Origin of the sequence: Mesorhizobium sp. UC74_2 (assembly GCF_042701485.1) — a bacterium.
Lineage (GTDB): Bacteria > Pseudomonadota > Alphaproteobacteria > Rhizobiales > Rhizobiaceae > Mesorhizobium.
Genome location: NZ_CP170562.1, coordinates 5,011,755 through 5,029,858, shown reverse-complemented (window position 1 = coordinate 5,029,858; position 18,104 = coordinate 5,011,755). Strand labels below are relative to the sequence as shown.

Annotated in this window: 15 protein-coding genes, 1 tRNA gene and 1 pseudogene; 10 read left to right on the top strand and 7 right to left on the bottom strand. The window is 64.6% G+C overall.

Going from position 1 to position 18,104, the window contains the following annotated elements; genetic code table 11:
- Positions 1-50 precede the first annotated feature (50 nt).
- Positions 51-2,087: a nitric oxide reductase activation protein NorD gene (locus tag ACFJIU_RS24470; protein ID WP_379064325.1), complete on the top strand. Its 2,037-nt coding sequence runs from the start codon at positions 51-53 to the stop codon at positions 2,085-2,087.
- A 43-nt stretch (positions 2,088-2,130) separates the two neighbouring features.
- Positions 2,131-2,592, top strand: coding sequence for a helix-turn-helix domain-containing protein (locus tag ACFJIU_RS24465; protein WP_379064324.1), 462 nt, complete (start codon positions 2,131-2,133; stop codon positions 2,590-2,592).
- A gap of 55 nt (positions 2,593-2,647) precedes the next feature.
- Here ACFJIU_RS24465 and ACFJIU_RS24460 read toward each other — a convergent pair whose 3' ends face one another.
- Together ACFJIU_RS24460 and ACFJIU_RS24455 are read right to left on the bottom strand one after the other, a co-directional pair.
- On the bottom strand, positions 2,648-4,036 hold the full coding sequence (locus ACFJIU_RS24460) for an RtcB family protein (protein ID WP_379064323.1): 1,389 nt from the start codon (positions 4,034-4,036) through the stop codon (positions 2,648-2,650).
- A 969-nt stretch (positions 4,037-5,005) separates the two neighbouring features.
- On the bottom strand, positions 5,006-6,565 hold the full coding sequence (locus ACFJIU_RS24455) for an RNA-binding protein (RefSeq protein WP_379064322.1): 1,560 nt from the start codon (positions 6,563-6,565) through the stop codon (positions 5,006-5,008).
- Positions 6,566-6,775: 210 nt separating this feature from the next.
- Between ACFJIU_RS24455 and rtcR the strand changes: the two genes are divergently transcribed.
- The 3 genes from rtcR to ACFJIU_RS24440 all read left to right on the top strand — a co-directional run bounded on the left by rtcR (position 6,776) and on the right by ACFJIU_RS24440 (position 9,534).
- Complete coding sequence (gene rtcR, locus ACFJIU_RS24450) at positions 6,776-8,389, top strand: RNA repair transcriptional activator RtcR (protein WP_379064321.1); 1,614 nt, start codon at positions 6,776-6,778, stop codon at positions 8,387-8,389.
- A gap of 414 nt (positions 8,390-8,803) precedes the next feature.
- A tRNA-Arg gene (locus ACFJIU_RS24445) sits at positions 8,804-8,880 on the top strand.
- Between the two features lie 144 nt (positions 8,881-9,024).
- Positions 9,025-9,534, top strand: coding sequence for a hypothetical protein (locus ACFJIU_RS24440; protein ID WP_041575610.1), 510 nt, complete (start codon positions 9,025-9,027; stop codon positions 9,532-9,534).
- On the opposite strand, the pseudogene ACFJIU_RS24435 reads toward ACFJIU_RS24440, so the two are convergent.
- The 5 genes and pseudogenes from ACFJIU_RS24435 to ACFJIU_RS24415 all read right to left on the bottom strand — a co-directional run.
- A pseudogene (locus ACFJIU_RS24435) lies at positions 9,457-9,924 on the bottom strand (recombinase family protein); the annotation flags it as partial. The gene ACFJIU_RS24440 and the pseudogene ACFJIU_RS24435 overlap by 78 nt on opposite strands.
- The gene (locus ACFJIU_RS24430) at positions 9,915-10,301 is read right to left on the bottom strand and encodes a recombinase family protein (RefSeq protein WP_379064320.1); all 387 of its coding nucleotides are present in this window, start codon (positions 10,299-10,301) and stop codon (positions 9,915-9,917) included. The pseudogene ACFJIU_RS24435 and the gene ACFJIU_RS24430, both read right to left, overlap by 10 nt.
- Positions 10,298-10,531 (bottom strand): recombinase family protein, encoded by a 234-nt coding sequence (locus tag ACFJIU_RS24425; protein WP_379064319.1) that lies wholly within the window; start codon positions 10,529-10,531, stop codon positions 10,298-10,300. Before ACFJIU_RS24425 ends, ACFJIU_RS24430 begins: the two co-directional genes overlap by 4 nt.
- Positions 10,528-11,028, bottom strand: a complete 501-nt coding sequence (locus ACFJIU_RS24420) for a GNAT family N-acetyltransferase (RefSeq protein ID WP_211325951.1) — start codon at positions 11,026-11,028, stop codon at positions 10,528-10,530. Before ACFJIU_RS24420 ends, ACFJIU_RS24425 begins: the two co-directional genes overlap by 4 nt.
- 23 nt (positions 11,029-11,051) lie before the next feature.
- Positions 11,052-11,357, bottom strand: a complete 306-nt coding sequence (locus ACFJIU_RS24415; protein WP_012114844.1) for a DUF1778 domain-containing protein — start codon at positions 11,355-11,357, stop codon at positions 11,052-11,054.
- Between the two features lie 480 nt (positions 11,358-11,837).
- Here ACFJIU_RS24415 and ACFJIU_RS24410 point away from each other — a divergent pair, with 480 nt between their 5' ends.
- From ACFJIU_RS24410 to ACFJIU_RS24390, 5 genes are all read left to right on the top strand, one after another.
- Positions 11,838-12,113 (top strand): metal/formaldehyde-sensitive transcriptional repressor, encoded by a 276-nt coding sequence (locus ACFJIU_RS24410; protein ID WP_012114846.1) that lies wholly within the window; start codon positions 11,838-11,840, stop codon positions 12,111-12,113.
- An 11-nt stretch (positions 12,114-12,124) separates the two neighbouring features.
- On the top strand, positions 12,125-13,051 hold the full coding sequence (dmeF, locus tag ACFJIU_RS24405; protein ID WP_012114847.1) for a CDF family Co(II)/Ni(II) efflux transporter DmeF: 927 nt from the start codon (positions 12,125-12,127) through the stop codon (positions 13,049-13,051).
- 136 nt (positions 13,052-13,187) lie between these two features.
- The gene (locus tag ACFJIU_RS24400) at positions 13,188-14,399 is read left to right on the top strand and encodes a hypothetical protein (protein WP_012114848.1); all 1,212 of its coding nucleotides are present in this window, start codon (positions 13,188-13,190) and stop codon (positions 14,397-14,399) included.
- 148 nt (positions 14,400-14,547) lie between these two features.
- On the top strand, positions 14,548-16,677 hold the full coding sequence (locus ACFJIU_RS24395) for a ParB/RepB/Spo0J family partition protein (RefSeq protein WP_379064317.1): 2,130 nt from the start codon (positions 14,548-14,550) through the stop codon (positions 16,675-16,677).
- Positions 16,678-16,746: 69 nt separating this feature from the next.
- Positions 16,747-17,790 carry a toprim domain-containing protein gene (locus ACFJIU_RS24390; protein ID WP_012114850.1) on the top strand — a complete coding sequence of 348 codons (1,044 nt, stop codon included), beginning with the start codon at positions 16,747-16,749 and terminating at the stop codon, positions 17,788-17,790.
- Positions 17,791-18,104 lie beyond the last annotated feature (314 nt).

The window sequence follows — 18,104 nt, the reverse complement described above, 5'->3', positions numbered from 1 at the left end:
GGCACTCGCCCGAACTCGCACGCCTGGCCTCGCCGCAGGCGGCGATCGCCTTGGCCGCGATCGTGTCGGGACTGGCGATCCGCGCCGGCCGCCGCGCGGCGTCGCTGGCGCCTGTCGCCGCGATCGTCGCGGCAAGACGCTATACCGATGCCGCTTCGCTGCAGGAATGGCTGCGGCTCATCGAGCAGGTCGGCGAGCAGGCACCGGAATCGGCGGGAGCGCTGCTCGACCAGACCGCCAGCCTGACCGCGCGCCTCGACGTGCGGGCGCTGGCGTCCTGGATCCGGATCGGCCTGCGCTCGAACCATGGCGAGCCGGAGCGGCGCCTGCGCTTCTTTACGCTGGAAGATCCCAATGCGCGGCGCTGGCTGCTACGCGAAAGCGGCGAGGTCGGCTTTCTCGACCTCGAGGCGAGGCTCAAGCCCTATCTGGCCGCCCTGTGGGGCGAGACGCCGCCGATGCGCGAAACGCCGGCCAATGCGCCCGAACAGGCGAAGCGCAGGCCGGGTTTCGATGGCAGCGTCGTCAGGCTGCCTGCCGCCTATCCGGGTTTTTCCGGTAGCGATAGCGAGAAGCTCTACCGGGCCGCCGTCGCCCATATCGGCGCCCACCTCAAACTCTCGCACGAACGCTTTCCGGTCGGCGCCCTGAAGCCGGCGCAGATCGCGCTGGTGTCGCTGATAGAGGATGCCAGGGTCGAGCGGCTGGCGATGCGCGAGCTGCCGGGGCTCAGCCGCCTGTTCGCACCCTTCCATGTGGCGGAAGCATCCGGCACCGCCACTGCGCCCGGCCTGTTCGCGCGGCTGGCGCGGGCACTCGCCGATCCGGCTTATGACGATCCCGATGCCTGGGTGCAGAAGGGCCGACGCGCCTTCTTCGAGGCAGAGGCCGAGTGGGGCAACCAGCAGCTCAGCCGCCGCATCGGCGACCTGCTCGGCAACGATCTCGGCCAGATGCGCGTGCAGTTCGATCCGAAGAACTATGTCGTGCAGCCGCCTTATCGCGACGACAATCTCGGCCTGTGGGATTTCGGCGACGACGACCAGCAGCAATCGTCGGAAGCCGAGCAGGTGCTGTCTTCGGCACGCATCCGTCAGGAGCTGGACGACAGCCGTCCGCCCGATCGCACCGAAACCGAAATGGGTGGCACCGGTGGACGCGTCGAGGTGATCGAGCAGGCGCAGGACGGCGTGCTCGTCGCCCGTTATCCCGAATATGACTATGTCGCCGCACGCGATCAGCCCGAATGGACATCGGTCAAAGAATACGCGCCGAAAGCCATCGCCAACGGCCCGGCCGCGCGGCTTGCCGAAGAGCATGCCGATCTCGTCGCGCGGGTGAAGGCGCTCATCCGCTCCGCCCGTGTCAGCCGCGCCGAACGCCTGCGCCGCCAGCCGGAGGGCGAATTCCTTGACATGGACGCCTGCATCGAGGCGACGGTGGCCCGCCGCATCGGCGAAGCGGCTGACCACCGCATCCACGGTCGTTATGAGCGGCGCAGCCGCGACCTGTCGGTGCTGCTGCTGCTCGACATCTCGCAGTCGACGGCCGAGAAGGTGCGCGGCTCGACGCGCACGGTGCTGGATGTCGAGCGCCAGTCGGCAGCCCTGCTGGCCAGGGCGATGGCCGGACTGGGCGATCCCTTCGCCATCGCGGCCTTCTGTTCCGACAAGCGCGATGATGTGCGCTATCTCCGCATCAAGGATTTCGGCCAGACCTATGACGATCTTGTCGATGCGCGGCTCGATGGTCTGGAAAGCGGGCTATCCACCCGCATCGGCGCCGCCATGCGCCATGCCGGCTCCGATCTTGCCCGCGAACGCAGCTACCGGCGCCTGCTACTCGTCGTCACCGACGGCGAGCCGTCCGACATCGATGTCGAGGACCGCCAGTATCTGGTCGAGGATGCGCGCAAGGCTGTGCATCACCTCAATCGTTTCGGTATCGATACGTTCTGTGTCGGGCTGGATTCGAATGCGGATTCCTATCTCGGCCGCATCTTCGGCCAACGCAACGCCATCACCATCGCAGCGGTCGAGCGGCTGACCGATCTTTTGCCGAAACTCTATCTGACGCTGAGCCGATGACACGCATCGCGGAAGCGTCGGGAAACCAGTGAAGGGGAAGCAGATGCACCATACGGAAACCGGCGACATCGCGGCGCGACTACTGGGCCTGCGCCAGCTCCGCAACGTCACCCAGATGGAGCTGGCCACCCATATCGGCGTTTCCTACCAGCAGCTGCAGAAATACGAACGCGGCCGCAACCGCATCTCGCCGGCAATGCTGCAGCGCTGCGCCGCCTATCTCGGCGTGCCGATCGACTATTTCTTCTCCGAGCATGCGAGGTTGTCCAATCTCGCCACCCGCGTGCGCAGAGGCGGCAGCGGCGCAAGAGATGGCATTGCCGGGCTCGACCCGTCGGACTGGAAGATGTGGCAGGAGTTCTCGGCGTTGCCGTCCACCATGCAGCAATCGATCCGTTCGCTGGTCGCCGACATCCACGATATGCATCTGGGACAAAAGGGAGTTGACGAGCGAAAGCCGGCGCGTCCCGCACGGCTTGCCACGCGCGCTGCTGCTGTCGCGTAGGCGGGTCGGGTGTCACGGTTGCCGGGACTATGCATCCCGGCAACCGGTGAGCGTTCTAGGAACGCTGCTTCTTCTTACGCCAGGGCGCGTTGACTTCCCAGTCTCCGGCCATGATGCAGCCATAGGGCAGCACCTCGTCGACGATCTCGGCGAGATCGTAATGTTCGATCTGCCGGCGGACCGCCGCGGCGTTCTTGTAGGCACTGGGCAGTTCGGAGATGTCGGTCACGCCGCAGAAGAAGCGGGCGTCGATGCCCCTGGTCTCTTCGGCGAAGATCTCCTCGTTCGTCCGCCCTGCCTTCTGCCTGCGGTGCTGGGTGCGCGAGAAATTGCGCCCGGCACCGTGCGGCGAGAAGCCCAGTCCGTTCGGGGCGTTCTTCCCGCGGGCGATCAGCACCGGCTCCGCCATGTTGAGCGGGATCAGCGTCAGCTCCGTCGCGTCATCGGCCCAGTTGTCGAAGGCCGGCGTGGCACCCTTGCCGTGGTAGAACAGCCCGTCGGAACGCCTGAAGACGAAGTTGTGCTCGTTCCAGAACCGGTCCGCGACCTTGGCCGACAGGCGTTCGGCGGCCATGTCATGGATCAGCTCGTGGTTCGCCTTCGTCCAGGCGCGGATCGTCTGCAGGGCTTCCCAGTAGTCCTCGCCCTCGCTTGTGTCGGCCGGGATCCAGGCATTCTGGGGCAGCGTCTCGGGCGAGAGCTGCTTGCGGTAGCTCTCGGCGATCTTCATGCCCTTGCTGTAGAGCCTGGCGCCCGGGGCCCGGGAGCCATGATGGGTCACCAGTGCCGTTTCTCCCGTCGACTTGATCGTGCCGACGAAGGCGAAATGGTTGCCGTCTCCCTGCGTGCCGAAATGCTCGATCGCGGCGCTCATGACGTCGCGCAGCAACGGGTTGGCGTCGATGCGCTCGGCAACATCCTTCGGCGGCCGCACCTGCTGGCCACGCGGCCGGCCGCCCGGACCAAAATGCGTCACGGCGTGAACGGCATCGAGCAGTGCAGCTGGCGCCACGCCCGGAAAGGTCGAGATCGCCATCGAGCAGCAGATGTCGGCCGAATGCATGCCGGGGTGGATGGCCTCGGAGATCGCCACGCCACCGACCGGGATCGTGCCGGATGGACCGGCAGGGCACGCATCGGGCATGATCGCGCCGGCCTTGATGACCGGCGTGCGCATCAGCTCCGTCATGCTCCGGCTCACCGCCTCGACATTGGCGGCTTCCTCAGGCGTTTCCGCTTCGATGTTCACGTGGAAAGGCACCGACCCGGCAGGATGCAGGGCAATCACCGGCGGCGGCGCGAAGCCCTGCGCCACCTGCATCGCCTCGTCCATCGAGCCGCCGCGTTCGAGCACGGCATTGGCCGCGGCCAGCGCCTTGCCGAACCACTTGCCCTGCGCCAGTCCGGCGTCGATCAGATCCTGTCCACTCAATACGTCAACCATAACCTCATTCCCTTCAATCGATCGTGATGGCCGAATAGCGGCCAGGATCGGCAAGACTTGTTCCGCCACTTCGCAACCTCTGCGAAGGAAGGACACGAACCTTCACGTCTTTCGACACCTGCCTGCGCAGGTCGCGTCTACCTGTAGTCCGGCCTGCATCCGCCATTCGGCCGGGAAGACGACAAGTCCCTGCAGGACAATTCGGCGGAGGCCGCCGGGCGGATTCGAACCGCCAATCCCAATGTAGTCCTGCATTCATTCGTCTTCCCCCGCGAACACGGCGACAAGATTGCGAGACGGTACTGAGCTACTTTTCCGGAAAATCCGGAAAGGGGTGGATTGAACACCCGACCTCCTGCCTCTCTCAAGGCAGGCGCTCTATCCCTGTAGTCCCGCAGGCATTCGCCGCACCGGCGACGAGATCGGCAAGACCGTTTCTGCTGCGCCACTCCGCCCGAAGGCGAAGGGATGATTTGAACATCCGACCTCCCGTCCTGCGACGGGCGCGCTACCTGTAGTCCTGCCAGCATTCGCCGGTTACTTGTAGCCGCGGCGACAAAGGTGGACGAAACTCCGGGATCCCGCTCGTGCCAGAGAGCGCCTGCAAGGCGAGGAGTTCGAACCTCGCGGATTTCCCGATGAGTGCTGTAGTTCCGTCCGGCATTCGCCGCGTCTGTCTTTGTGTAGCTTCCAATGATCCGAGGTCATGACGACAAGAATGATGAAACGTCGCCGGTCCGTTCGGATCGGCACCTGCTCTAACCGCTGAGCTACGGACCCATATCTGGTGGATCCGGCGGGATTCGAACCCGCGACCTGGAGGGTAACAGCCTGTAGTTCCATCGGCATTCGTCATGCCTTGTTCGATATCTCCGTTTATTGATCCCGGCGGATCATCCGCCGGGATCGTCGCTGGAGCTTTTCCATTTTTCATGGAAACGCGGAAACGCTCCAACTCTTTGTTTTGCTCTAAAGTTCGGTCGCCTCGATGGTGCGGACCCAATGGTCCGGGTCGCCCTTCGAGGAGAGCATTGTCCCGACCACGTCGAAGACGCGGTCGGAGAAACCGCCGACATTCAGGATGTCGGCTTCCGGCTTGGCCTGCACCGTGGTGTAGGGCTGGATGTCGATGCAGACCAGCTTCGCCCCAGGGTTCAACACCTTGAGCTTGCGCCATTCCTGCATCGTCGCCGTTCCCTGGTGCGGATGGGAGGTCCCATCCACCCAGGACTGGTTGTCCGACACGAACACCACGAGGTCGACCTTGGCACGCTCCTTGACGAGGCGGGCGAGCGGAGCCGAACAGTTGGTTCCGCCTCCGCCGACCGCTGCAAGCTTCTGTGCGTTGGTCATCACCGAGTCGCGAGCGTTGAGGCGGACATCCACCACATCGTTCTCGAACGGCAGCACCTTCGCCGTCGGGTTGCGCCGCAGCAGCGCCGCCGCCACCAGGGCCGCCACGTCGATGCAGCGCACGACCGAGGTCGACCCCTTGCGGTGGCCTGTCACGGGCGAACCCATCGAGCCCGACACGTCGGGCGCCACCACGACATGGCCGTTCACCTCGGGTACGTTGCCGAGCGCGACTTCCATCGCGTCCTGCAACGCATCCCGCACGACATCCGGCACATCGGTGCCGATGGTGCTGAATGCAACCATCAGCTGGTAGGGAAAGACGCGCGCGCGCTTCACCTCCATCGGATCACGCAGCCGAGCCGCCAGCTTCTCGGCGAAACCCTCCACCTCGAACACGCCATTGCGTGCAAAGGTGTTGAGGTTCTGCCGCAGCATCTGCCATCCGGCCGTCTCCGCGATCTGCACCCAATGCGCCTTCGTCAGCGGCATCGAGGTCAGCATCTGGAACGGCACTTCAGGCACCGGCAGCGACGGATCGCGCTTGAAGGCCTCGAAGGCCTTCACCAGATCCGGCAGCGCCAGCACGTCATGCGGCTTGCCGATCAGGTAGCCGTAAAGCGCCGCACGCGAGGCCGAAGCCGGCTTCGGGTGCATCATCTTCACGACATCGGCCAGCGAAGGGTCGTTGCCGACGGCAGCCCGCATGATCTCGAGGTCCGAGGCGCGCTCGAGCCAGTTGAGCACGAGGCGCTTCGGGCGCGTTCCAAGCGACTTGCGTCCGACCGCTCCCGAGCGCATGACCTGCACGAAGTTGCGCAGCATGCGCCCGTTCTTCACCACTCGTGTGAAGGCGCGTTCGAAGGCGTCGCCCTGCATCATCGACAGCACGGCCAGCAGCAACGCCGGCATGTCCTTCATGTATCCGGTCTCGTAGGCATGCACGGCGGTCTTCGCCAGGAATTCCGGCTCGACCTGCCAGGCCAGCTTCAGAACCTCGTCCAGCTGCTCCCGCGGCTCGGCATAGAAGGTCGCGTTCATCGTTCCCGTCGATGCCAGCTGCGCCAGGGCCTGGTGCGGTGTCAGGGCATAGGCCTGGGCACCCGCATGGTTCATGGCGTCAGCGCGCGGGAGCAGCTTTCCCTTGATCGTCGCAAACACGGATTTGTTTGCCATTGTTCTCGTTCCTTCTGTTCACGCCATCTACATTCCAAGTTGCGTGCCAACTTGCATGCCAAGCACCGGACGAAGGCACGAATTCTTCGTAACAGTGTGATTTTGCTACTATAAAAAAATTCAGACCGGTTCGCTGTTCAAAGCGGCGCGATTGAGTTGGTTCCTGGTTCGTGATATTGAGGGATAAGAGATTAGATTTTTGGATAAGAAATGCGCCGTCGGGTCGCTATCGGTTTTCTTGGGACCACGCTGGATATGGGGCGAGGCGGGCGCTGGCAGCGCTGGCGCCCGACCGTCGCACTATGCCAGCAGCCCGACCTCTTCATCGATCGGCTCGAACTGATCCATGGCACAGGATCGGCCGCCGGGCTGGCAGCGCAGGTGACGGCCGACATCGGCGACGTCTCCCCCGCGACCGAGGTGCGGTCGCATGTGATCGACTTCAGGGATCCGTGGGATTTCAGCGAGGTCTACACCAGCCTGCACGCATTTGCCCGCGGTTATCCGTTCGATCCGGACCGCGAGGACTATCTCGTCAACATCACCACCGGCACGCATGTCGCGCAGATCTGCTGGTTCCTGCTCACCGAGGCGCATTTCATTCCGGCGCGGCTGCTGCAGCTTTCGCCGCCGAAGGATCGTGGCGAAGGCGGCAGCGTCGCCGGCAGTCATTCGATCATCGATCTTGATCTCTCGCGCTACGATGCGATCGCGACGCGCTTCGCCGCCGAGCGCGAGGATGCCGCGTCCTTTCTCAAGTCAGGCATCGCCACCCGCAATCCCTCCTTCAACTCCATGATCGACCAGATCGAGAAGGTTGCGATCCGCTCGCGTGCGCCGGTGCTTCTGACGGGCCCGACCGGAGCCGGGAAGTCCCAGCTTGCCAGGCGGATCTACGAGCTGAAGAAAGCCCAGCACCAGGTCAGCGGCGCTTTTGTCGAGGTCAATTGCGCGACGCTGCGCGGTGACCAGGCAATGTCCACCCTGTTCGGTCACGTCAAGGGCGCCTTCACCGGTGCGCAGGCCGCCCGCGCCGGATTGATGAAGGCGGCGGACAGGGGCGTGCTGTTTCTCGACGAGATCGGCGAGCTCGGTCCCGACGAACAGGCGATGTGCCTGCGGGCGATCGAGGAGAAGCGTTTCCTTCCGGTCGGAGCCGACCAGGATGTCGCTTCGGACTTCCAGCTGCTGGCCGGTACCAACAGGGATCTCTCCGTTGCGGTCAGGGAAGGGCGCTTCAGGGAGGATCTGTTCGCGCGGCTCAACCTGTGGACGTTCAGGCTTCCGGCGCTGAGGGATCGTCGCGAAGACATCGAGCCGAATCTCGACTTCGAGCTCAGGCGCTTCTCTGAACGCGAAGGGCAGAACGTGACCTTCAACAGGGAGGCTCGCGACCTCTATCTCGCCTTCGCGATGATGCCGGACGCCGCCTGGCGCGCGAACTTTCGCGATCTCTCGGCATCGGTGACGCGCATGGCGACGCTGGCGCCGGAGGGGCGCATCAACGAAGAGACCGTTCGCGACGAGATCGGCCGTCTCAGGCAGCTATGGTCGACGGGCGAGGTTGAGGCATCACCAGACAGGGGTTTGCAGGCGATCCTCGGGGCGGACAGCGTCGAGGCGATTGACCTGTTCGATCGCGCGCAACTGGCGGCGGTGATCGATGTGTGCCGCCAAAGCGCCTCGATCAGCGCTGCCGGCCGCAAGCTCTTTGCCGCCTCCCGTCTCCAGAAGACAAGCGGCAACGATGCCGACCGCCTGCGCAAATATCTCCTGCGGTTCGGGTTGGCGTTCGAGGACCTGACCCCGACGCCGGACAGATGACCCTTCGCTATTGAAGGCAAGGTCTTTCCCCATTTCTGCATTGAAGCAGGGCCCGGCTTCGTCTATGAAGCCGGTGACCGGCTCCAACGGGCTGGTTCGTTTCTGGATCTCGCGATCCCGGAAGCACCCGTAGCTCAGCTGGATAGAGTACTGCCCTCCGAAGGCAAGGCTAAGTCAAGCGTGTTGTGGGCGAGGGTCGAAAAAGACGAGGGAAACCAAGTGATTGGCGAAACTCGAAGGAAGCAGAGAAACTGCTTCCGTGGTCACGGAAGCGCCGCGGAAGCAAACTGAAGGAAGCTGTAGAGTACGAACGACCACAATCGGCAGTGCCTCGGGCTCCCACCGTTTGCGATCGTTTGAAAGTTGGAATCGAGATTGACCCTGGTCGACCTCGGACACTATTTGAAGATAAATGCACCCATAGCTCAGCTGGATAGAGCGCTACCCTCCGAAGGTAGAGGCCTCAGGTTCGAATCCTGATGGGTGCGCCACTTCGGTATAAAACTGCGAACGCCAACAGCCGCCGATTCTACGCTAGCAGCAGCGACAAGTGTCCGTAGCAGTTCAGTTTTCGAGCCCATGATGCGAATCTCGCTCGGGTCGACGACCTCGACCCGCTGGGCAAGCGCGCGTAAATGGTCCCGCCGATAAGTTCCATCTTCGTTCCGCAGCTTGCGTCGAGCTGCGAGCGCGAACCGCCGCAAACTGTCCGGCGTGATCGCGGGCCCGAGTCGCTCCACCGCGGACGTTGCGCGCTCCGCGTCAGCCTGCGCCTGATCGCGCACCGCGGTGAGTTCTGCGATGCGATCTTTCAGCGACGGGTCGGCCATATCGACCACGCCGTTCTCGATCGCTTCATAGAGACGTTTCAACTTCGCCTCGGCTTCGGCGGCGCGCTTTCGCAGCTCCGCGATGTGTCCGCGACGGCGTTCATTCCATTCTTCACGTCGCTCAAGCAACTGATCCATCATCGTCGTCAAACGCGCCGGATCGAGCAGCCGCCACTCCAGGTGATTGACCACAGCGCGGTCGAGCTTGTCCATCGGCACCGTCAGACCGCGACAACCACGCTCGCCCTGCCGCGCCTTCGTCGAGCAGGTGTAGTAGCGATACATGCCGCCTGCGCTGCCCTTGCCGGTCCGTAGCGTCATCGCACCGCCACAGAATGCGCAGAAGCAAATCCCGGTCAGTAAAGTCGGACCGCTCACAGCGCGCGGCGGCATCCATTGCGGGCTGCGCGCCTTCAACGCCGCCTGGACGGCCTCGAACTCCGCTTCGGTGATGATCGGCGGAACATCCATGACCGCGTGCTCGGCCTCGGGTTTTGCCGTGCGCGTCTTGTGGTCGCGCGTGTTGAACCGATGCTGCCCGATATATGTGGTGCGCGTGAGTATCTGATGCACCGAGGCGATGCCCCAGCGGCCGCCGTCGCGGGTGCGAACGTCGCGCTCATTGAGATAGGTGGTGATCGACTTGATACCCATCGGACCGCGGTCGCCGCCACCATTGAGCGCCAGCCTGTAGATCAGGCGCACCGTGTCGGCGTGGATCGGATCGATCTCCAGCTTCTTTTGATCTTCGCTCCGCGTTGTTCGGCGGCCACGATGCGGTAACCGATCGGCGGCAGCGCGCCATTCCAGTAGCCCTGACGCGCATTCTCCTTCATGGCGCGCAGGGTGTGCTTGGCGTTCTCCTTCGACTGGTATTCGTCGAACAGCGTCATGATCTGACGCATCATCACGCTCATCGGGTCGTCGCCGAGATCCTGAGTGATGGAGATCAACCGCACGCCATTCTTGGCCAGCTTGCGAACATAGAATTCGAACTGGAACTGATCGCGGAAGAAGCGCGAGAAGGAATGCACGACGATGACGGTGAAGGTTGGCGGCTTCACGAGCGCAGCGTCGATCATCGTCTGAAACGCTGGCCGGCGATCATCAGTAGCGGTATTGCCCGTTCAACGAATTCAGCCGCGACGTCCCAGCCCTTGGCGACGCAATAGGCCGTATTCTGCCGGCGCTGATCTGGGATCGAGAGATCGCTCTCCGCCTGGCGTCCCGTCGAGACGCGCAAATAGAGCGCCGCCTTGGCAATCGCAGGCCCAGCCGTCACGTCAGGCGATGCGGGTGCTGCGTCGGTCATGGCTCCACCAATCGCTGGATTGCGTGCATCGGTAGGACCAGCCGGAGGGAGTCCGGCAGCCGCACGAAGCCGTTTCCCTCATAGAAGGCGGCGGCGCGCTCACTGATAGCATCCACCACCAGCATCGAGGAACCGACTGTGGCCGCGCTCGCATAGGCGCGCCGCACGGCGTCGGCGAGAAGCATCGCACCCAGGCGTTCGCCCTGCCGCGATTCGGAGACCGCCAGCCGTCCGACCAGCGTGGCGCTGACCAGTGGATAGCGCGGGATGTGCTTGCGGGTGGCGGCCGGCACGTCGCCCTGCGCCACGCTGGTCGCGCATAGCGTATAATAGCCCAGCACGACGTCCGGCTTGTCAGGCTCGACCAGAATGAAGACCCCATTCGCCTTGCGCCGCACATCCTGGCTTGCCTGCGTCCGGAGATAACGGTCGAGGCTGTCGACGCCGCAGGCAAAGCCGTCCCGCTCGTGATGCGACGCGAGCGCCTCGATCTTCAAATCTGGCCGAGACGCCGCCATGTTCAGGAAGCGACCCGGCGCTTGTGCTCGGCCAGGGCGCGGACCAGCCGCTCGCTCGGCTCAGGCGGATTGACCAGCGCGTCGAAGAATGCCGCGCGGTCGTGATCGGACAACACCAACGTCTCATGCTCGGCGATCGTCCGGCGTGCGGTGTCGGTGAGCGCAGTCACGCAAAAGTCGCTGACCTTGCGCCGCGAGAGGTGGGCGGCCCGCTCGATAAGATCCTTCGTTTCTTCATCCAGCCGGAATCCGAGGCGTTCGACGCGGTTGGGCGTTTCCCGTTCGATCTTGGGCTGTTTGCGCGGCATTGGGGTCACTCCTGACATGGTCTACGTTTCCTCAACAATGTACGTCATATAGACGAACAAATCAACTTCCAAATTCCCATCAGGCTCGCGGCCCGAAAAGCTCGTCCAGCTCTTGGGCGAAATGGCTTTCCATGACCCTCAACTCGGCGTCCGTGATCGGCACGATCTCGGGCCAGTCGTCAGTCACCGTGATCGCCCCCTCTAAGCGCAGGGGCGACCGCCCCGCGCGCGGCGCTGGCGGACGCGCATAGTCATACAGGTCTTCAGACTCGCCGGACCATTCAGGCAGGACCCGGCGTACACGTCGCTTCTGGGCCATGCCTCACTGGAGCGACGCGCGGCGCCTGACGCAATCAAAAGGAGGAGGCGTCGTGCTGTGGCGTAGCAAAACAGGCGGCCGGCGGTTTTCCGTCTGCTCGGCACCGCCCTGTGTGCAAGACGGCTTCCTTTGGCCGTGATAATAGTATAGGGGAGTACCCTATGGTACACACCATATCCAACAAAGACCAGCTCATCGCACGCGTCCGCCGCATCGCAGGCCAGATGGCCGCGATCGAGAAGGCGATCACCGAGGAGGTCGGGTGCTCTGCGGTCCTGCACCAGGTCGCCGGCGCCCGCGGCGCGATCAATGGGCTCATGGACGAGTTGGTCGAAGACCATGTGCGCGAGCACGTCGCCCACCCGGACCTCAGCGATGCCGCGCGCGCGACGGGCGCCGAGGAACTGATCGCGGTCGTGCGCCGCTACATCAAATAGGGACAGATGAGATGACAACCGAGCGGGACATCGGAGCCCTAAACCACGACCACATGTTCCTGGGCGAGGGCCACGACGACAACGCCCGGCGCACGCTCTGGGTGGTCGCGCTGACGACCGTGATGATGGTCGGCGAGATCGTCGCCGGCTCCATCTTCAACTCGATGGCGCTGCTCGCGGATGGTTTCCACATGGCGACGCACGCCGGTGCGCTCGCGATCGCGGCCGGCGCCTATGCTTTTGCCAAGCGCAACGCCACCAACCGCCGCTTCAGCTTCGGCACTGGCAAGGTAGGAGATCTTGCCGGCTTCGCCTCAGCGCTGATCCTCGGGGTCGTGGCTGTCGGAATCGCCTTCGAATCTGTAGGCCGCCTCCTAGAACCGCGCCCGGTGGCCTTCTCGCAAGCGACGGTCGTGGCGGTGATCGGACTCGTGGTCAATATCGCCAGCGCGCTACTCCTCAGCGGCGGGCACCATCATGGCCACCAACACGATGACCATGGCGATCATCATCACGGACACGCGGCCCGCCATAACGACAACAATCTGCGATCTGCCTTCGTCCATGTCCTGGCCGACGCGCTCACTTCGGTGCTGGCGATTGTTGCGCTGCTCGCCGGCAGCTACCTCGGCTGGATCTGGCTCGACCCGGTGATGGGCATTGTGGGCGCGACCGTAATCGCGGTGTGGTCCTGGACTCTGATGCGGGATACCGCCGGCGTGCTGCTCGACACGTCCGACACCCATTTGGAAACCGAGGTCCGCGAGCACGTCGAAGGCAAGGGTGACACGCGCATCACCGACCTCCACATCTGGCGCGTCGGGCCGGGGGCGCATGCGGCAATCGTCAGCGTGACCGGCTGTGTGGATGGAGACACAGTGCGCTCGCGGTTGGCCCCGGTGCACGAGCTGGCGCACGTCACTGTCGAGACGCGCTAGGCCGAGGGGGGCGGCGAGTTGTGGTTTCGCTTCTGGCGTCTAGTGGCCTTTAGAGGAAGAGGGCTGCGGCATTCGCCGTGACGGGTTTGAGGGTCGAGAGAGAGGCTCCCGGCCGGCCCGTCATGGAGATTCTGCCATGACCCAGATAAACATCGTCGCCGAGCAAGATGCCTTCGGCGCCCCGCCGGTTTCAGCCGGCTATAAGGTCGACATCTCGCGCGGCGAACGGATCGGGCGGGTGTCGTCCGAATGGTTCTCGCGGCCCGACGACGAGCGCTATCTGTCGCTCAGCGCCCTCCACGCCGCGGTTCGCGCCCGCGCCGATCGCGCCGCGGCGCGCACCGTCGAATCTCGCGCCATCCGCGTCGAGGCCAGTCGCGATGACGCGGAGCGCCTGGCGTTGATCGTGCCCGGCCGCGAGGAGCCCATCGCTCCCACGCACTGGTCGTTCGGCCAGATGTGCAGCCTCATCGGCGCGCCCGCCGGCTATATGCGGCAGCTTCCCGCGCCGCTTGCCGGCATCAACATGCAGCACGGGCTGCTCTCGCACCGCGCCGAGCTGGTGAAGACGCTGGAAGCGGACGACGGGCGGATCGAACTGCGCGCCGTCACCGGCCCGGACTACGGCCGCATCTGGGACCATGAATTGGTTGCTGCGATCATGAAGATCGCCGGCGACGGCACGGGCGATACATGCTGGAAGGTGCCGGGCCTGCTCGACTGGTCGACCATGACGCACAATCCGTTTGTCGAGGTGACCAAGGACACCACCACCCTCTACGCCTCCGATCGCGATGTCTTCCTCTTCCTGGTCGACGACACTCATCCGATCGAAGCCGGCCGCCTGCCCAATGGCGACCCTGATCTCTACTTCCGGGGCTTCTATTGCTGGAACAGCGAGGTGGGCTCCAAGACGCTCGGCATGGCGTCCTTCTATCTCCGCGCGGTTTGCATGAATCGCAACATCTGGGGCGCCGAGGGCTTCGAGGAGATCTCGATCCGTCACAGCAAGTTCGCCAGCCACCGGTTCGCGCATCAGGCGGCGCCGGCGCTGGAACGCTTCGCCACGTCGTCGCCCGCCCCGTTTCTAGCGGGGATCAGGGCCGCTCGCGAGCAGGTCGTTGCCCGCAAGGACGAGGATCGCGAGAGCTTCTTGCGCAGGCGCGGCTTCTCACGTCCCGAGACTGAGAAGATCATCGCCACCGTGCTGGAGGAAGAAGGGCGGCCGCCGGAGTCGATCTTCGACTTTGTCCAGGGAATCACGGCGCTCGCCCGCGCCAAGCCACATCAAGATGCGCGGCTGGAGCTGGAGGGCAAAGCCGCGAAACTCCTTTCCAGCGTCCGGTAATACCGGGAGGCGTGAAGCCGGTGTCTACGGCTCCACGCCTTTACGATTCCGCGCAGCCCGAGCCTCCTAGAGGAAGAGGGCTGCGCTCGCTTCGTGACGGGTTGAGGTCGCGAGAGAGTCTCACGGCCGCCCGTCATGGAGAATGACCATGACCCGAGTTCAGAAGATCGTCCTGTCCTCATCGCGGGATATCCCGTTCAACAAGCTGGTGCTGAGCCAGTCCAATGTCCGCCGGATCAAGGCCGGCGTCTCAATCGACGAGCTGGCCGAGGACATCGCCCGGCGCACGCTCCTGCAGAGCATCACCGTGCGGCCGGTTCGCGATGCCGAAGGCGTCGAGACCGGCATGTTCGAGGTGCCGGCCGGCGGCCGCCGCTTCCGCGCGCTCGAACTTCTGGTCAAGCAGAAGCGCTTGGCCAAGACCGCGCCCGTGCCCTGCGTCGTGCGCGAGAACGGCATTCCCGAGGAAGACAGCCTCGCCGAAAACGTCCAGCGCGCGCCGCTGCATCCGCTCGATCAGTTCCGGGCGTTCCTGGCGCTGCGTGAGAAGGGCCAATCCGAGGAGGACATCGCCGCGGCCTTCTTTGTCGCTGTGTCGGTGGTCAAGCAGCGCCTCCGCCTTGCGTCCGTCTCGCCCAAGCTGCTCGACGTCTATGCCGACGACGGCATGACGCTGGACCAGCTCATGGCGTTCACCGTCAACGGCGATCATGAGCGCCAGGAGCAGGTGTTCGAGCGCCTGACCCAGTCGTACTCCAAAGAGCCGCATGTCATCCGCCGGATGCTCACCGAGGGGGCCGTGCGGGCGTCTGACAAGCGCGCGCAATTCATCGGCCTCGACGCCTACACCGAGGCGGGCGGCGTGATCCTGCGCGACCTGTTCCAGGGCGACGACGGCGGCTGGCTGCAGGATGTCGGTCTCCTCGACATGCTGGTGGCCGAGAAGCTGCGCGAGCAGTCCGAAGCGATCCGCGCCGAAGGCTGGAAGTGGATCGATGTCGCGCCCGACTTTGCCTACGGCCACACCTACGGCCTGCGGCAATTGCGCGGCGAGCAGATTCCGCTCACCCACGATGAGCAGGCGACGCGCGATGCGTTGCAAGCCGAGATGGACAGTCTGGAGGAGACCTACGCCGAAGCCGAGGAACTGCCCGACGAGGTCGATCAACGACTCGGCGAGATCGAGACGGCGCTTGCCGCCTTCGATGAACGCCCCCCGGCCTTCGATCCCGAGGAGGTCGCGCGAGCTGGCGCCTTCATCAGCATCGACGGCTCCGGCGCCCTGCGCATCGAGCGCGGCTATGTCCGCCCCGAGGACGAACTTCGGATCGCCCCCGAGTCTGACGCCGAGACCGATCCGGCCGAAGGGCCGACCATCGCAACACGCGCTGAGCATGACGGTGCGAGCGTGGTCGCGGACCCGGAGAGTCCTGCCGCTGAGCCCGAAGAAGACGATGGTATCAAGCCGATTCCTGACCGGCTGATGACCGAGCTGACCGCCCATCGGACCCTGGCCCTTCGCCATGCGGTGGGCGAGAATCCCGACATCGCCTTCATCGCCGCGCTTCACGCCCTGTGCCTCAAGGTGTTTTACCGTTACGCGCAGGACACCTGTCTGGAGCTCGACCTGAAGAGTGTCGGTTTCAGCGCTCAGGCGCCGGGCCTTGCCGACAGTGCGCTTGCCGTCGCTTTCGACGCCCGGCATCAGGCTTGGGTCAGCGCGCTGCCGAAGGAACCGGCCGACCTTTGGGACGGGCTTGTGACGTTCGACGGCGACAGCCGTCGGGCGCTCTTCGCTCATTGCGTCTCGCTGTCGGTCAACGCGGTCTATGAGGCCTACAATCGCAAGCCTCGCGCGCTGGCCCACGCCGACCGGATCGCCCATGCCGTCGATCTCGACATGGTTGCCGCCGGTTGGACGCCGACGATCGAAAACTATTTTGGTCGGGTGACCAAGGCCCGCATCCTCGCAGCCGTGCGGGAGGCGAAAGGTGAGCGTGCGGGCGACCGCATTGAGCATCTGAAGAAGGCCGAGATGGCCGAACAAGCCCAGACGCTGTTGGCCGGGTCCGGATGGCTGCCGGAGCCGCTGCGCACACCGGGTCGCGACGTGCTGAGCGCCGTTGAGTCCGACGCCATCGACGCTGCGGAAGCAGGCGCCGACGCGGCGGGCGAAGAAACGGCGGCGGACGGCGGCGAAACGGCCGTGGTCGAAGACGACGAAGTGACCGAGGATGAGTCGGTCGCGCTCGAAGCCCACGCGACCGCGGCCGAATAACGAAGGAGCCAACCGCACTGCCAGGGGCCCGCCAGCGATGGCGGGCCCTTTTTCGTCTCGGAGGACACGATGTCGGACAATGCATCCGATCTGGCGCGCCGCATGGCCAGGCAGGCTGAGGCGGTCTGCCGGCATTATCTTTCCAACGGCCGCCGTGAAGGACGCTATTGGCTGGTAGGCGATGCCCGCAACACGCCGGGGCGGTCCATGTTCGTCCGCCTAAAGGGCACCGAATCCGGCAAGGGCGCTGCAGGCAAATGGACCGACGCCGCTACTGGCGAACACGGCGATTTGCTCGACGTCATCCGCGAGACACGCGGTCTCGTGGATTTCAAGGACGTCGCCGAAGAGGCGCGAACCTTCCTCAGCCTTCCGCATCCTGAGCCTGAGCGGCAATCAAGTCCGCGGCTGGCGCCAGCTCCGACCGGATCGCCCGAGGCCGCACGCCGGCTCTTCGCCATGTCGCAACCGATTCCGCGCACTGTCGTAGACACGTATTTGCGGAACCGCGGCATCACGGCTTTGCACGGAACCGGATCGCTGCGCTTTCATCCGCGATGCTATTTCCGGCCGGACGAGCATAGTCCGACCGAGAGCTGGCCGGCGATGATTGCATCTGTCACCGATCTCGGCGGCCGGATCACCGGCGTGCATCGCACGTGGCTTGCACCTGACGGCAGCGGCAAGGCACCGGTCGACACGCCGCGGCGGGCGATGGGCGACCTCCTCGGTCACGCGGTCCGGTTCGGAATAGCGCATGACGTGATGGCGGCCGGCGAAGGCATCGAGACCATTCTGTCGCTGCGAATGGCAGCGCGCCGCATGCCGATGGTCGCCGCGCTGTCGGCCGCACATCTTGCAGCCATCCTGTTCCCGGCGACACTCCGCCGACTCTACATCGTGCGTGACGACGATCCGGCTGGCGATGGCGCGCGCGACAGCCTGATCGAACGGGCAAACGCTGTCGGGATCGATGCGATTGTTCTGTCGCCGACGCTCGGAGACTTCAACGAGGATCTCAGGCTGATCGGCATCGTTGCGCTTTGCGCCAATGTCCGCGTTCAGCTCGCCCCGGAAGATGTCGCGCGCTTCGTCGCGGCCGAGGCGATGTAGTTCCGGAGGGATGCGACAAGAGGGGCGGCGCTGTCAGCGCGATCACCCTGGCTGCTTCCCATCTCGCCGGAGAGACCGCGACCCGGCCTTCGAGAGGGCGATCGGCCGTCAAACGGTCCGGTCCGGCAATGGCTACGCCCGGTTCTTTTCCGCCGGCCCTTCGGGCCTTTGCATCGCGAAGCAAAACAACCGGGCTTCGCCATCCTCCGCTGACGCTTCGGCCCTGCGCTTCGCTCCGGGTGCAGGTCCGGCCCGCCCGACGGCTTTCGTCGCCAGAAGGCCGCGAGGGTCGCGGTCAAACCGACGAAGGAGCA